The sequence below is a fragment of the Actinophytocola xinjiangensis genome (assembly GCF_001921215.1).
Taxonomy (GTDB): Bacteria; Actinomycetota; Actinomycetes; order Mycobacteriales; family Pseudonocardiaceae; genus Actinophytocola; species Actinophytocola xinjiangensis.
Genome location: NZ_MSIF01000013.1, coordinates 214,297 through 228,456, shown reverse-complemented (window position 1 = coordinate 228,456; position 14,160 = coordinate 214,297). Strand labels below are relative to the sequence as shown.

Genomic DNA, 14,160 nt, shown 5'->3' with positions numbered 1-14,160 from the left:
CAATGACCTTCGGCAACTGGACCACTTTCACCGCTCCAGGCGGAAGGTCACCAGGGTCTCCCCGGGGACCGGGCTCCAGTCGCGGTCGGGGGTACGGCGGAAACCGAAGCGCCGGTAGAGCCGGTGCGCGGCGGCCATGTCCGGCTGGCTGCTGAGCACCACCGCCGGCAGGCCCAGCTCACCGGCCCGGTCGAGCACCGCCCGCACCAGCGCCTCGCCGACCCCCCGCCCGCGCGCGGCCGGCGACACCGCCAGCATCCGGAACTCCAGCTCGTCCGGCCCCGCCAGGTTGATCATCGACGATCCCGGCGGCGCGACGGTGACCGTGCCCAGCACCGTGCCGTCGGCGTCCACCGCCACCAGCAGCTCCGCCCCGCCGAAGCGGGGGGCGGCGTCGGCCAGGTGGGCGGCGTAGGGGTCGTCGGCGGTGGTGAAACCGCCGTCGAGGTAGGCCTGGTAGGTCAGCTCACCGGCCAGCGGGACCTCGTCGGCGCTGGCCCGGCGCACCGTGACCTCACCCATCGCCCGGCTCCCCCACCGTCGCGACCTCGGCGGCGGCCTCGGGCCCCTGGTCGAGCAGCACCCGGAAACCGTCCTCGTCCAGGACCGGGACCTTCAGCGCCACGGCCTTCTCGTGCTTGCTGCCCGGGGACTCGCCGGCGACCACGAACGCCGTCTTCTTCGACACCGAGCCGGCCGCCTTGCCGCCGCGCGCCAGGATCGCCTCCTTGGCCTCGTCGCGGGACAACGTCGCCAGCGAGCCGGTGACCACGATCGACAGGCCGTCGAGGTTGCGCGGGATGGACTCGTCGCGCTCGTCGACCATCCGCACCCCGGCGCGCTCCCACTTCTCGACGATCCCGCGCCGCCACGGGGTGTCGAACCACTCCCGCAGCGCCGCCACGATCGTCGGCCCGACGCCCTCGGCGGCGGCCAGCTCCTCGTCGGAGGCGGCCATGATCCTGGGCAGCGAGCCGAACTCCTGGGCCAGCGCGCGGGCGGCCGTCGGCCCGACGTGGCGGATCGACAACGCCACCAGAACCCTCCACAGTGGACGCTGCTTGACCGTCTCCAGGTTCGCCAGCAGCTTCTGGCCGTTGGCCGAGAGCGTGCCCGCCTTGGTACGGAACAACTCCACCGACGTCAGCGTCGGCTCGTCGAGGTCGAACAGGTCACCCTCGTCACCGATCACTCCCGAGTCGACCAGGGCGACCGCCGCCTCGAACCCCAGGACCTCGATGTCCAGCGCCGACCGGCCGCCGATGTAGGCCAGCCGCTCGGTGCGCTGCCCCGGGCAGCGCTGCGCGTTGGGGCAGCGGATGTCGGCGTCGCCCTCCTTCTCGTAGGCCAGCGGTGTGCCGCACGACGGGCAGGTCACCGGCATGGACCACTCGCGCTCCTCGCCGGTACGCGCGTCCACCACCGGGCCCAGGACCTCGGGGATCACGTCGCCCGCCTTGCGGATCACCACCCGGTCGCCGACCAGCACACCCTTGCGCCGCACCTCGCTGGCGTTGTGCAGGGTGGCCAGCGCGACCGTCGACCCGGCCACCTTCACCGGCTCCATCACCGCGAACGGCGTGACCCGCCCGGTGCGCCCGACGTTGACCTGGATGTCGAGCAGCGTCGTGGTGGCCTCCTCCGGCGCGTACTTATAGGCGATGGCCCAGCGCGGGGCACGCGAGGTCGACCCGAGCCGGCGCTGCGCGGCGACCTCGTCGACCTTCACCACGATGCCGTCGATCTCGTGCTCGACGTCGTGGCGGTGAGCACCCCAGTAGTCGATGTGCGCCACCAGGTCCGCGCGCGAGGTGACGACCTTGGTGTGCGTGGACACCGGCAGACCCCACGCGGCCAGCGCGCGGTAGGCCTGCGACTGGTGGGTCGGCTCGAAGCCCTCCCGGCGCCCGAGACCATGACAGATCAGCCGCAGCGGGCGGCTCGCAGTGACCTTCGGGTCCTTCTGCCGCAGCGACCCGGCGGCGGTGTTGCGCGGGTTGGCGAAGGCCGGTTTGCCGGCCTCCACGAGCTTCGCGTTCAGCTCGGTGAAGTCCTCGACCGACAGGAACACCTCGCCGCGCACCTCGACCAGCGCGGGGACCGGGAACTCGTCGGTTCCGGTGAGCCGCTCCGGCACGTCGCGCATGGTGCGCACGTTGAGCGTGACGTCCTCGCCGGTGCGGCCATCGCCCCTGGTCAGCGCGCGGACCAGCCGGCCGTCGCGGTAGAGCAGGTTGATCGCCAGGCCGTCGATCTTCAGCTCGCACAGGTAGTCGGTCGGGCCGAGTTCCCTCTCCACCCGGTCGGCCCACGCACCGAGCTCGTCGGCGTCGAAGGTGTTGTCCAGGCTGAGCATCCGCTCCAGGTGGTCGACGGCGGCGAACTCGGTGGAGAAGGTGCCGCCGACCTGCTGGCTCGGCGAGTCGGGGGTGACCAGGCCGGGGTGGCGCTCCTCGACCGCGAGCAGCTCGTGCCACAGCGCGTCGAACTCGCCGTCGGAGACCGTCGGCGAGTCGAGCACGTAGTAGCGGAAACGGTGGCCGTTGATCTCCTCCGCGAGGGCGGCGTGCCGCTGTCGGACCGCCGGCGGGACGTCCTCGATACCCTGCTGACGCTGGTTGTCGTTCGCGCTGGTCACATAGGCAGACTAGTCGGCGGGTCCGACATTTTCGGGGGTCGCCGGGGGCGGTTCGAGACCCGCCAGCTCGTGCACCAGATCGCGTAGTTCAATCAACCCGATCGTGTCCTGGGGCTCACCGCTCGCGGTCTCCACCCGCCGCAACCGCTCCCCCGCGAGCCGCTCGCCGAGCGCCGCGTCCAGCGGCAGGTAGGTCATCGCCGAGCGGGCGGCCTCGGCCAGCTCGGCCATCACCGGGTGGTGCACGGCGACGTCGACGACGCCCTCCGCCCGGTCGACCTGGGCCACCACCCGCACGTCGGCCAGCCGGATCCGGTGCTGGCCGAGGTTGACGGTGACCAGCGTCGGGTCGGGCACCGGCGGCACGGCGTCGTGGTACTCCCAGAGGGCGTCCTCCGGCGGGGCGGCCGCGCGCCAGGCGTCGGTGTACTCCCTCAGCCGGGGGTCCTCCTGTCCGGTGACGACCAGGGCGTAGATGGCCCGCTGCCCGCGTTCCAGGGAGAAGTGCAGGTCCGGGTGCAGGTCGGCGACCAGGCGGCAGAGCCCGTTCTCCACCCGGTTGGGCTCCCGGTCGCCCAGCGCGGCGGCGATCTCGGGCAGCATCTCCTGCCAGCCGTACCAGAACCGTTCGGCCAGGGCCCTGGTGTCGGGCCGGTGGGCAACCTCGGCGGGGGCGACGGGACGTCGGCGGCGCAACCATCTCACGCCACCATGGTGCCCGTTCGCCGCGACCGGCGGGCGGGGACCGCTCAGTCCGTCGCGCCCTTCGCCCACGACTCGGGCGGTTCGACGAACGCCTTGCCGAGGTCGCGGACGTGGGTCAGGGCGCGGCGGGCCCACTCCTGGGTCGCGCCGGCCAGGCCGCAGGTCGGGGTGGGGACGGCACGCTCGGCGAGCAGCGCGCGGGGAAAACCGAGCCGGTCGAGCAGGTCCAGCGCGGGCCGGGCGAGCTGGACGAGCGTGGGCGGGCTGGCCGGTTCGGTGCTGGGCACCAGCCCGAGGAACAGCACACAGCCCTCGTCGAACGCCTCGCCGAGCTGGTCGGTGAACGCCGCCGGGGTGCCGGCCAGCAGGGTGGCGTCCAGGGCGACCGCGTCCGCGCCGGCCGAGCGCAGCAGCGCCACCGGCGGGCGCGGCGCGCAGCAGTGCACGACCACCGGCTGGCCGGTGGCCGCGCGGGCCGCCTCGACCACGGTGGCGAGGATGTCCCGCGCCTCCGGGGCGGCGACGGCCGCCACGGTCCCCAGCTTCGAGGGCGTCGGCAGCGTGCCGGCCAGCACGGCGGGCAGCGACGGCTCGTCGAGCTGGACCAGCACGTCGCCGCCGGTGCGTTTGACCAGTTCGGCGACGTGCGCGGTGAGGCCCTCGGCCAGCGAGGCGGTGAAGTCGCGCAGCGCGCCGGGGTCGGTCAGTACCCGGTGCCCGCGCACCAGCTCGACCTCCGAGGCGAGCGTCCACGGCCCGGCGACCTGCACCTTCACCAGCGGCGGCCGGGTGCCGGCCCGGTCCAGCGCCTGCTCGAAGGCATCCAGGTCGCGGCGCAGGTGGTCGCTGGCGCGGCGGTGGTCGCCGCCGGGCCGCGCGGTCACCCGGTAGCCGGAGGGCACGACCTCGACCGCGAGGTCGACCAGCAGCCCGGCCGTGCGGCCGATGGTGTCCGCACCCAGCCCCCTGGCCGGCAGCTCGGGCAGGTACGGCAGGTCCGGCAGTTCGCCGAGGACGACGGTCGACGCCTCCAGCGGGTCGACCCCCGGCATGGAACCGATCGCGGTCGCCGCGCCGAGCGGCCAGGGTTGAGTCACCCGCACAGTCTGGCGCACGCTCAGCGCCGCCGGAGCCCCAGGACCTGGAGCGCGGCCAGCCCGGCGATCGCCACCCCGAGCGCGACCAGCACGACCGCGCCGAGCGTGGTGGCCCCGGCGAGCACGGCGACCGCCACACAGGCCAGCGCCGACACCGAGTTGGCGGCCACCACCGCCCACGCGCCGCGCCGGTCGGTGACCGGCCGGGTGCCCAGGTACAGCACGGCCAAGCCGTAGCAGGCGAAGAACACTCCGGCCGCCAGCAGCGCCGCCGCGGGCAGTCCGAGCGGGCCGGCGAGGGTCCAGGCGAGCGGGGCGAGCGCCACACCCGAGGCGGTGGTGACGACGCCGTCGAAGGTGAGGGCGCCGCGCAGGAAGGAGGTGGTGTTCGATGCGGTGATGGTCATGGCCCGACCGTGCGTCGGCCGACGCTGCCACGGCCACACCAACCGCTGCCAAACACTGCCAGCGCGGCGTCAGCGCAGGTCGGCGCGCAGTTCTCCGGCGATGACGCGGGCGGCGGCAGCCTGCCAGTTGTGCAGGGTGCGCTCCGGGACGTGGTCGGCGAACCAGGACAGCGCCCGCCGCGCCACCGGGTCGGGGTCGGTCAGCTTGGTGCGCACGCTGTAGGGCCGCAGCCCGACGACGTAGTAGAAGTACAGGGCGTTGTAGTGCCGCCACTCCTCGCTGGTGCCGAACTCGCCGTCACGGGGCTTGAGCCGGGTGATGGCCTCCCGCAGCAGCGCCTTGAGCTCCCGGGCGCGTTCCAGCGGCGCGCCCTCGCGCTCGCCAAGGCGTGTGTCGATCGCCGGCAGCGCGATCAGCGGGCTGGACACGAGCTTGCCGAGGTCCCCGTAGTGGCTCAGGGCCCGCCGGGTGAGCCGGACGAACTCGGTGTCGGCCAGCGACGCCAGGGCGAGCGTCTCGTCGCGGCGGGGCAGGGCGTCGGCGACCTCCCGCAGTTCGGCGCGGGTCGCCCGCATGGCCGGTGGCAGCACGACCCGGTCGGCGGCCCGTTGCAGTGGCCTGGCCAGCACCTGCACGGCGATCGCCGCCGCGACGACCCCGTAACACAGCGGCGCCAGTCCGTCATCGCCGGTGAGCGCCATCGCCAGCGCCACCTGCCCGCCGAACACCACGGCCGTGGCGCCGGCCAGCAGCAGCGAGTGCGCCATGTCCCGGCGCAGTGTCTCGCCCTCGTCGAACCCGTCGAACACGGCGACGAACACGCCCAGCGCCACCAGGTCCACGCCGATGCCGACGAGCAGCCAGGTCCGCGCCAGCACGTCCAGCCCCAGCCCCAGCAGTCCGGCCGCCAACCCGACCAGCAGCACCGCCACCAGAACGGTTCCGCGCACCGGGGCGCGGACCAGCCGCACCAGCCCCCAGCACAGCGGCACCAGCACGACGACGGCCAGCACCGCCAGCGCCGCCCCGCCGACCGCGCCGGCGACGACCGCGAGCCCGACGGTCACCGGCAGCGCGACGGTGCGCCACCACCGGTCCACACCGGTCAGCCGGATCAGCACCCCGGTCCACAGCACGGCCGGCAGGCTCAACAGGACGGCGTGCACGGCGCCGAGGACCGTCCCGTGCGGACGGAACCCGTCGAGCACGATCGCCAGCGCGTAGGCGAGCAGCCCCGCGCCGGTGCGGCGTAGGGTCGGCTTGGTGGGGTCGCGGGTGATCAGGTAGAGCCCGAGCCACCAGGCGACCCCGAACGCGACCACGTCGACCACCCCGCCACCTCCTGTGCCCCGAGGATGTCACGATGCTCTCCGTCCAGACGCCGGTACCGGCTGACGTCGACCGGGCCGCCGCCCGGATCCGTCCCCACGCGCGCCGCACCCCGGTGCTGCGGGCGCGGGTCGACGGCCGGCCGGTGGTGTTCAAGCTGGAGCAGCTCCAGGTCACCGGGTCGTTCAAGTTCCGGGGCGCGCTCAACGCGCTGCTCGCCGGCCCGCGCCCGGACCTGGTCGTCACCGCGTCCGGCGGCAACCACGGCCTGGCGGTGGCCACGGCGGCGGCCGTGCTCGACCTGCCGGCGACGGTGTACGTGCCGGAGTCGGTGCCCTCGGCGAAGGCCAGGCGGATCGAGGCGACCGGGGCGCGGCTCGTGCGCCACGGCGCGACGTACGCCGAGGCGGCGCGGGCGGCGCTGGCCGCCGCCGGATCCCCGGGCCGGCGGTACGTGCCGGCCTACGACGACCCGTTCGTGATCGCCGGTCAGGGAACGTGCGCGGCCGAGATCGTCGCCGAGGCGTCCGATGTGGACACCGTGGTGGTGGCCGTCGGAGGCGGTGGGCTGGCCGCCGGTACCGCCCTGGGCGCCGGTGGCCGGCGGGTGGTGGCGGTCGAACCGGTGGGGTGCTCGGCGTTCCACCACGCCGTCGCCGCCGGCCGGCCCGTTGACTCCACTGTGGACTCCGTAGCCAGCTCGGCGCTGGGCGCGACCCGGGTCGGCGAGTTGCCCTTCGCGCTGCTGGGGGACGCGGCGTCGGTGGTGGTGACCGACGAGCAGATCGTCGCCGCCCGCGACCGGCTGTGGGAGGAGTTCCGGCTGGCGGTGGAGCTGGCCGGGGCCGTGCCGTTCGCCGCCTGGCTCAACGGCGCGGTCCCCGGGGAGAACGCCTGCCTGGTTCTCTGCGGCGCCAACACCGACTGGGTCCCGGCGTGAGGTCCCGAGTTCAGCCAAGGCCCCGGCGCACCACGGCGGGAGACCGCCCGGTCACCCGCTTGAACGCCCGGGAGAACGCGGCGACGGAGTCGTAACCGGCCCGGGCGGCGACCTGTCCCGGCGCCAGCCCGTCGGCCAGCAGGGCGGTCGCCAGCCGCATCCGGATCTCCGTCAGGTACGCCATCGGCGTGCGCCCCACGGTGGCGGTGAACCGTTCGGCGAACACCGAGCGCGACAACCCGGCGGTGGCTGCCAGCGTCGACACCGACCAGGCGAACCCGGGATCGCGGTGCATCCTGGCCAGGACCGGCCCCAGATGCGGGTCCCGTAACGCCCCCAGGTACCCGTCGGCCGGCGCGGAACGCAGCCACCGCCGAATCACCGACACCACCAGAACGTCGACCAGCCGGCACACCACGGTCTCCACCCCGGCGGCCCCGTCGGCCACCTCCTGGGCCAGCGCCCCCGCCACGCCCGACTGTCCAGACAGGACCAACAGCCCGGGCAGCTGCGCCACCAGCGGCTCGTCGGGCTGGTCCAGCGCCACCTCCCCGCACACCATCAGCGTCGCCGCCCCACCCCCGCCGTGGCGCAGCGACGAGGACCGCCGGCCGAACTGGCGGCGGCGCAACGCACCGAACGGATCGGCCGGTCGGCCCGGCTGGTCGGCGATCCGGCACGTGCCGCCACGCGGCACGAACGCGAAGTCACCGGGCAGCAGCCACCGGTCCTCCCCCAGCCAACACCGGCCGGACGCCACGAACAGGAACGACGGCCCGACCGACGGCGGCAGCTCCACCCCCCACGGCGCGGTCAGCTCGGCACGCAGGAACCGTGTCGTCGACGGGCGCACACCGGCCAGCACCTCGGCCAGCGGGTCGGCCGAACGGACAACGGTCACGGTCAACGGATCATAGACGGCCGCAACCTCCTGTGGGACAACTCATCCACAGCGTGACCGGGATGGCGCAGCGAGGACGACCACAGGGTCACCGACCGCCACCCCGCGCCCACTGGTGGCCTAACGAGTCCACAGTGGCGCGCACGGACGGTCGCCGGGCTTGTGCCCGGCGACCCGGGTCCGGTGAGGTGAGGGCATGGCGCCTCGACACCTGCTGCTCGCGCTGGGCCTCGCCGCCGTGTGGGGCGTCAACTTCGTCGTCATCAAGGTCGGGCTGGACCACTTCCCGCCGCTGCTGTTCTCGGCGCTGCGGTTCCTGGTGTCGGCCGTGCCGGCGATCCTGTTCCTGCGCCACCCCGGGGTGGGCTGGCGGTGGGTGGCGGCGGTCGCGTTCGCGCTGGGGATCCTGCAGTTCAGCCTGCTGTTCATCGGCATGTCGGCGGGAATGCCGCCTGGCCTGTCCTCGCTGGTGCTCCAGACCCAGGCGGTGTTCACCGCGTTGTTCGCCGTGGCGCTGATCGGCGAGCGGCTCGGGTGGCGGCAGGTGCTGGGGCTGGTGGTCGCGCTCGGCGGGGTGGGGCTGATCGCGTTCGACCTCGGGGCCGCCAGCCCGGTCGGGGCGTTCCTGCTGGTGCTGGGGGCGGCCGCCGGCTGGGGGCTGTCCAACGTCGCCACCCGGGTCGCCAGCCCGCCGAACATGCTGGCGTTCATGGTGTGGGTCAGCGCGCTGGCGACCCCGCCGCTGTTCGCGCTCTCGGCGCTGGTCGAGGGCCCGGCACGGGGACTGGCGGCGCTGCGCACGGTCACCTGGCCGGCGGTCGGGGCCGTGGTCTTCGTGGGACTGCTGGCCACCGTCGCCGGGTTCGGGGTGTGGGGCTACCTGATCCGGACCTACTCCGCCTCGACCGTCGCGCCGGTCTCGCTGCTGGTGCCGGTGTTCGGGACGGCGGCGGCCGCGGTGTTCCTCGGCGAGCGGATCACCGCGGTACAACTGGGCGCCGGGGTGCTGATCATCGCCGGGGTGCTCGCCGGGCTCACGGCTCCACGAGCCCGGTCCGCACCGCGTGCAGCGCCGCCTGCGTCCGATCCTGTACCCCCAGTTTCCCGAGGATCGCGCTGACGTGGGTCTTCACCGTCTTCTCCGACAGGGACAGCGCCCGGGCGATCTCCCGGTTCGACCGGCCCCTGGCCACCTCGGTCAGCACATCCCGCTCGCGCGGGGTCAGCGCGGCCGGCCCGGGGCGCGCGTCGCCGGCGGCCAGCAGCGCGGCGACGTCGGGGTGCAGCAGCACGTGGCCGGCGTGCACCGAGCGGATCGCGGCGGCCAGCGCCGGCGGGTCGACGTCCTTGTACACGTAGCCGCTCGCGCCGGCCCGCACGGCCGGCAGCACGGCCGTCGGCTCGGTGAAGCTGGTGATCACCAGGACCCGCGCGGGGTTGCCGGCCGCCCGCAGCCCGCGCAGCGCGGTGACGCCGTCGGCGCCCGGCATCCGCAGGTCGAGCAGGACCACGTCCGGGCGCAGCGCCTCGGCGTCGGCCACACACGCCCGGCCGTCGGCCGACTCGCCGACCACCTCCAGGTCCTCCTGCAGGTCCAGGAACGTGCGCAGTCCTTGGCGCACAACGGGATGGTCGTCCACCACGAGCACCCTGATCCGGTCAGCCACCGGTGGGCACCACCAGCCGCACGGTCGTGCCGGCTCCCGGTTCGGAGCGCACCGTGAGCACCCCGCCGGTCGCGCGGGCCCGCTCCCGCATCGACGCCAGCCCGAGACGGCGGCCGGCGCCGTGCGCCGACCTCGGGTCGAAGCCGGAGCCGTCGTCGCTGACGGTCAGCTCGACGGAACCGTTGTGCACCACCATCCGCACCGCCACCCTGGTCGCGTCGGCGTGCCGCAGCGCGTTGTGCGTCGCCTCCTGCGCCACCCGGTAGACCGCCCGCTGCCGGGCCTCGGTGAGTGTGGGCACACAGTCGCAGGCGGTGTAGCTGACCGTCGCCGTGTGCACCCGGTCGAGCAGCTCGGCCTGTTTGCGCAGGGCGATGTCCAGGCCGTCGCCGGCCAGGTCGGCCGGCCGCTGGCCGTCGACGATGGCCCGCAGCTCCTCGGTGGCCGCCCCCGCCAGCCGGCGCACGGTCGCCAGCTCGGTGGCCGCGCGCGCCGGGTCGCGCTCCAGCAGCGCGGCGGCGGCGTCGACGGTCAGCCGCAGGCTGAACAGCTTCTGGGTCACCGCGTCGTGCAGTTCCCTGGCGATCCGGTTCCGTTCCTCCATGATGGACAGTTCGCGGGCGCGTTCGTAGAGCCGGGCGTTGACGATGGCGATCGCGGCGTGCGCGCCCAGCAGCCGCATCAGCTCCTCGTCGTCGGCGGTGAACCCGCCCTCGTGGCAGCTGTTGGCCAGGAACAGCTCGCCGACGAACTCGTCGCCGTCGAGGATCGGCACGCCGAGGAAGTCGGTCAGGTCGGGGTGCGCGGCCGGCCACCATCGGAAGTTCGGGTGCGCGCGGATGTCGGCCAGCCGGATCGGGTGCGGTTCGCGCAGCAGTTGGCCCAGCAGGCCGTGGGTGCGTGGCAGCGGGCCGATCGCCGACCACTGCTCGTCGGTGACGCCGTCGGCGATGAACTCGGCGAAACCGCCGGCGCCGTCGGGGATTCCGAGCGCGGCGTAGCGGGCACCGACGAGCTTGCGGGCCGAGGTGAGGATCGTGCGCAGCACGTCGTGCACGGAGCGGTGGGCGGTCACCGCGAGCACGGCGGCGCTCACCGCACGCAGCTCCTCCCTGTCGAATCCGGGACCGTCGAATCCGGGACTGTCGAATCCGGGCACGTCACCACGGTACCCACGTCCCGCGCGGCCCGGATCGGCCACGAGACCTAGGTCCATCGGCCTACCCGGCGCCCGGCCCGCGCCCGATGGCGCGGCGCCCGCCCGCTCCTAGCGTCGGCGGTGAGCCGAACAGAAGGAGTGCGAAGATGCCTGTCGCGATCGTCACCGGAGCGTCCCGTGGGCTGGGACTCGCCCTGTCCGCCGGTCTGGCCGGGGCCGGCTGGCGGCTGGTCGTCGACGCCCGGGACGCCACGGCGCTGGCCGAGGCCGCCGACCGTCTTGGCGAGGCCGCCGTCACGGTCGCCGGGGACGTCACCGACCCCGAACACCGGGCCGCGCTGGTCGAGCACGCCCGCCGGCTCGGTGGCCCGGACCTGCTGGTCAACAACGCCGGGATCCTCGGGCCCAGCCCGCAGCCCCGGCTGGCCGACTACCCGCTCGACGCGCTGCGCGCCGTGTACGAGGTCAACACCGTGGCGCCGCTGGCGCTGGTCCAGGCCGCGCTGCCGGACCTGCGGGCACGCGCCGGGGCGGTCGTCACGGTCACCTCCGACGCCGCGCTGGAGGCCTACGAGGGCTGGGGCGGCTACGGCTCGGCGAAGGCCGGCGCCGAGCAGTGGAGCGCGGTGCTCGCCCAGGAGGAGCCGGCGCTGCGGGTGTGGCGGGTCGACCCCGGCGACCTGCGGACCCGGATGCACCAGGAGGCGTTCCCCGGCGAGGACATCAGCGACCGGCCGCTGCCCGAGACCGTGGTCGCCGCGTTCCTGCGGCTGGTCGACACGCGGCCGGAGTCGGGCCGGGTGCGGCTGGCCGACCTGGCCGTGCCGGCATGACCGCCGTCATGGACTTCACGCTGCCGGCCGAGCTGGAGGCCCACGAGCCGCCGGAGGCACGGGGCCTGCGCCGCGACGAGGTGCGGCTGCTGGTCGGCGACCAGGGGCGGGTGGCCCACCACCGGTTCACCGACCTGCCGGCGCTGCTGCGGGCCGGGGACGTGCTGGTGGTGAACACGTCGGCGACCATGCCGGCGGCCGTGCCGGTCGAGGGAGCCGCCCTCGCGGTGCACTTCTCCACCGAGCTGTCGTCCGGGCGGTGGCTGGTGGAGCCGCGCCGGGTGCGCGGCCCGGCGACCGAGCGGGCCACCGATGTCGTTGCCGGACAACGGTTCCCGCTGCCCGGCGGGGGCCGGGTGACGGTGCGCGTCCCGTTCTCGGCCGGCCGTCTCTGGGAGTCCGACGTGGACATCGGGGGCCGCGACGTGCCGGACTACCTGGCCGCCCACGGCGAGCCGGTGCGGTACTCGTACGTGCCGTCGCGCTGGCCGCTGTCCTACTACCAGACGGTGTTCGGCACGACGCCGGGCAGCGCCGAGATGCCCAGTGCGTCGCGGCCGTTCACCGACCGGCTGGTCAGCCGGCTGGTGTCGGCGGGGGTGCAGTTCGCGCCGGTGCTGCTGCACACCGGGCTGGCGTCCCCGGAGTCCCACGAGCGGCCCTACCCGGAGCGGTTCGCGGTGCCCGAGCAGTCCGCCCGGCTGGTCACGGCGGCCCGCGCGCAGGGCCGCCGGGTGATCGCCGTCGGCACGACGGCCGTGCGGGCGTTGGAGACCGCCGCCGACGAGGACGGGACGGTGTCGGCGGCGTCCGGGTGGACCGACCTGGTGGTCACCCCCGAACGCGGGGTGCGGGTGGTGTCCGGTCTGCTGACGGGGTTCCACGAGCCCCGGGCGTCCCACCTGGACATGCTGGCGGCGATCGCCGGCACCGACGCGCTCGACGAGACCTACGCGGCGGCGGTCAACGCCGACTACCTGTGGCACGAGTTCGGGGACGTGAACCTGCTGCTGGCCTGACGTGGGGTCCGCCGCCGGCACGGGCGGGAGTCGTGCCGGCGGCGGAGTATTCGGGGGCGGACCTCAGGACGCGGTGCAGGCGCCGAGCCGGGGTGCCGTCCAGTTCCCGTTGGCCATCACGGTGAACCCGAAGCTGGTCGACGCGCCGGGCGCGAGGTTGCCGTTCCCGTTGGGGCGCATGGTCATCACCGTCCCGGAGGAGTCCCACGACGGTGTGCCGTTCCAGGTCGTGGACACCCGCTGCGGGGAGGTGATGGTGACCGTCGTGGACCACGTGCTGATGGCGCTCGTCCCGGCCCGCACGGTGACCTGCCCGTTGAACCGGTCCCCCCAGCGGTTGGTCTCCTGGTAGGTGACGGTGCACGAGCCGGGCCCCGGTTCCCCGGTCCCGCCGTTGAGGGTGGCGAGCACCGCGTCGTAGGCCGGCTTCTTGTTGTAGTTGCCGTCGAACAGCAGCGGGGTGTCGCCGGGGCGCCAGGAGTACTTGTCGGTCACGCCCCACACGGTGATCCCGTTGCACCGCGCCACCGCCAGGCACGCCTGGGTGACGCCCCGGAACTGCTCGGCCTGGGTCTGCCCCGAGCCGGCGATGTCCAGTTCGGTGATCTGCACGTCGACGCCGAGGCTCGCGAAGTTGCCCAGCGTCGTGTGGTAGTTGGACGGCAGCGGGTTGCCGCTGTTGAAGTGCCCCTGGAAACCGACGCAGTCGATCGGCACGCCCCGGGCCGTGAAGTCCTGCACCATCCGGTACACGGCCTGGGTCTTGGCGTAGTCCCAGCGGTCGATGTTGTAGTCGTTGTAGCAGAGCTTGGCGTTGGGGTCGGCGGCGCGGGCCGCGCGGAACGCCTCCTCGATGTAGCCGTCGCCCAGCCGCTGCTGGAACACCGAGTTCCGTCGGCTGCCGTTCTCCTCGAACGCCTCGTTGACCACGTCCCAGGCGGTGATCTGGCCGCGCCAGTGGCCCATGACCTGGTTGATGTGGTTGACCATCGCCGAGCGGAGGTTGCTGGTGTCCAGCCCGCCCACCCAGCCCGGCAGCTGCGAGTGCCACACCAGCGTGTGGCCGCGCACGGCCATCCCCTGGCCCCGGGCGTGGTTGAAGATCCGGTCGGCGTTGCCCCAGTTGAACTGGTTGCGGTTGGGTTCCAGCGCGTCCCACTTCATCTCGTTCTCGGCGGTGACGCTGCGGAACTCGCGGTTGAGGGTCGCGGTGTAGTCGGACTCGCCGAGGTGGCCGGCCGCCACGGCGACCCCGAAGTACTTGCCGCGTTCGGCGGCCGCGGCCCCCAGGGTCGTCGCCGCGCTGGCCGGCGTGGCGGCGGTGACCAGTGCCGCCGCGCTCAACGCCGCCACCACGCCGGCTGTCAGTGCCCTCCGACCGATCATGGCTGTTCCTTTCCTGCGCCACACTGCGCGATAGGCCCCGTACGAACAGCGATGCTGGGCGGAGTATGCGGGTGTGGT

General features: G+C 74.1%; 14 protein-coding genes. 4 read left to right on the top strand and 10 right to left on the bottom strand.

What is annotated here, in order from left to right:
* Positions 1-27: 27 nt before the first annotated feature.
* From BLA60_RS25340 to BLA60_RS25315, 6 genes are all read right to left on the bottom strand, one after another.
* Positions 28-522 carry a GNAT family N-acetyltransferase gene (locus tag BLA60_RS25340; protein ID WP_075135483.1) on the bottom strand — a complete coding sequence of 165 codons (495 nt, stop codon included), beginning with the start codon at positions 520-522 and terminating at the stop codon, positions 28-30.
* Positions 515-2,638 (bottom strand): NAD-dependent DNA ligase LigA, encoded by a 2,124-nt coding sequence (gene ligA, locus BLA60_RS25335; RefSeq protein ID WP_075135482.1) that lies wholly within the window; start codon positions 2,636-2,638, stop codon positions 515-517. Before ligA ends, BLA60_RS25340 begins: the two co-directional genes overlap by 8 nt.
* A gap of 9 nt (positions 2,639-2,647) precedes the next feature.
* Positions 2,648-3,343 carry a hypothetical protein gene (locus BLA60_RS25330; RefSeq protein ID WP_425427089.1) on the bottom strand — a complete coding sequence of 232 codons (696 nt, stop codon included), beginning with the start codon at positions 3,341-3,343 and terminating at the stop codon, positions 2,648-2,650.
* A 44-nt stretch (positions 3,344-3,387) separates the two neighbouring features.
* Complete coding sequence (locus BLA60_RS25325; protein WP_281257478.1) at positions 3,388-4,440, bottom strand: methionine synthase; 1,053 nt, start codon at positions 4,438-4,440, stop codon at positions 3,388-3,390.
* A 20-nt stretch (positions 4,441-4,460) separates the two neighbouring features.
* Positions 4,461-4,847: a hypothetical protein gene (locus BLA60_RS25320; protein ID WP_075135481.1), complete on the bottom strand. Its 387-nt coding sequence runs from the start codon at positions 4,845-4,847 to the stop codon at positions 4,461-4,463.
* A 69-nt stretch (positions 4,848-4,916) separates the two neighbouring features.
* Positions 4,917-6,179: a hypothetical protein gene (locus BLA60_RS25315; RefSeq protein WP_075135480.1), complete on the bottom strand. Its 1,263-nt coding sequence runs from the start codon at positions 6,177-6,179 to the stop codon at positions 4,917-4,919.
* A 32-nt stretch (positions 6,180-6,211) separates the two neighbouring features.
* Here BLA60_RS25315 and BLA60_RS25310 point away from each other — a divergent pair, with 32 nt between their 5' ends.
* A complete protein-coding gene (locus BLA60_RS25310) occupies positions 6,212-7,117 on the top strand; it encodes a serine/threonine dehydratase (RefSeq protein ID WP_075135479.1) in 906 nt (301 codons plus the stop codon).
* Positions 7,118-7,127: 10 nt separating this feature from the next.
* Here the strand turns inward: BLA60_RS25310 and BLA60_RS25305 are convergent, their stop codons facing one another.
* Positions 7,128-8,018 (bottom strand): AraC family transcriptional regulator, encoded by an 891-nt coding sequence (locus BLA60_RS25305; RefSeq protein ID WP_075135522.1) that lies wholly within the window; start codon positions 8,016-8,018, stop codon positions 7,128-7,130.
* A 196-nt stretch (positions 8,019-8,214) separates the two neighbouring features.
* Here BLA60_RS25305 and BLA60_RS25300 point away from each other — a divergent pair, with 196 nt between their 5' ends.
* The gene (locus BLA60_RS25300) at positions 8,215-9,138 is read left to right on the top strand and encodes an EamA family transporter (protein ID WP_075135478.1); all 924 of its coding nucleotides are present in this window, start codon (positions 8,215-8,217) and stop codon (positions 9,136-9,138) included.
* Here the strand turns inward: BLA60_RS25300 and BLA60_RS25295 are convergent.
* Together BLA60_RS25295 and BLA60_RS25290 are read right to left on the bottom strand one after the other, a co-directional pair.
* On the bottom strand, positions 9,053-9,685 hold the full coding sequence (locus BLA60_RS25295) for a response regulator (RefSeq protein WP_075135477.1): 633 nt from the start codon (positions 9,683-9,685) through the stop codon (positions 9,053-9,055). The genes BLA60_RS25300 and BLA60_RS25295 overlap by 86 nt on opposite strands.
* Entirely contained in the window at positions 9,678-10,844 is a 1,167-nt protein-coding gene (locus BLA60_RS25290) for a GAF domain-containing sensor histidine kinase (protein ID WP_245812142.1), read from the bottom strand. The genes BLA60_RS25295 and BLA60_RS25290 overlap by 8 nt, the downstream gene beginning before the upstream one ends.
* Positions 10,845-10,990: 146 nt before the next feature.
* On the opposite strand from BLA60_RS25290, the gene BLA60_RS25285 reads away from it, so the two are divergent.
* Positions 10,991-11,677, top strand: a complete 687-nt coding sequence (locus BLA60_RS25285) for an SDR family NAD(P)-dependent oxidoreductase (RefSeq protein ID WP_075135476.1) — start codon at positions 10,991-10,993, stop codon at positions 11,675-11,677.
* Entirely contained in the window at positions 11,674-12,696 is a 1,023-nt protein-coding gene (locus BLA60_RS25280; protein WP_075135475.1) for an S-adenosylmethionine:tRNA ribosyltransferase-isomerase, read from the top strand. The genes BLA60_RS25285 and BLA60_RS25280 overlap by 4 nt, the downstream gene beginning before the upstream one ends.
* Positions 12,697-12,759: 63 nt before the next feature.
* On the opposite strand, the gene BLA60_RS25275 is transcribed toward BLA60_RS25280, so the two are convergent.
* On the bottom strand, positions 12,760-14,082 hold the full coding sequence (locus BLA60_RS25275) for a glycoside hydrolase family 10 protein (protein ID WP_075135474.1): 1,323 nt from the start codon (positions 14,080-14,082) through the stop codon (positions 12,760-12,762).
* Between the last annotated feature and the right edge of the window lie 78 nt (positions 14,083-14,160).

What these genes read in the sequence shown, in the direction of transcription:
- BLA60_RS25275 (WP_075135474.1), bottom strand. Translation starts at nt 14,082, where the DNA reads ATGATCGGTCGGAGGGCACTGACAGCCGGCGTGGTGGCGGCGTTGAGC.
- BLA60_RS25300 (WP_075135478.1), top strand. Translation starts at nt 8,215, where the DNA reads ATGGCGCCTCGACACCTGCTGCTCGCGCTGGGCCTCGCCGCCGTGTGG.
- BLA60_RS25340 (WP_075135483.1), bottom strand. Translation starts at nt 522, where the DNA reads ATGGGTGAGGTCACGGTGCGCCGGGCCAGCGCCGACGAGGTCCCGCTG.
- BLA60_RS25320 (WP_075135481.1), bottom strand. Translation starts at nt 4,847, where the DNA reads ATGACCATCACCGCATCGAACACCACCTCCTTCCTGCGCGGCGCCCTC.
- BLA60_RS25310 (WP_075135479.1), top strand. Translation starts at nt 6,212, where the DNA reads ATGCTCTCCGTCCAGACGCCGGTACCGGCTGACGTCGACCGGGCCGCC.
- BLA60_RS25285 (WP_075135476.1), top strand. Translation starts at nt 10,991, where the DNA reads ATGCCTGTCGCGATCGTCACCGGAGCGTCCCGTGGGCTGGGACTCGCC.
- BLA60_RS25280 (WP_075135475.1), top strand. Translation starts at nt 11,674, where the DNA reads ATGACCGCCGTCATGGACTTCACGCTGCCGGCCGAGCTGGAGGCCCAC.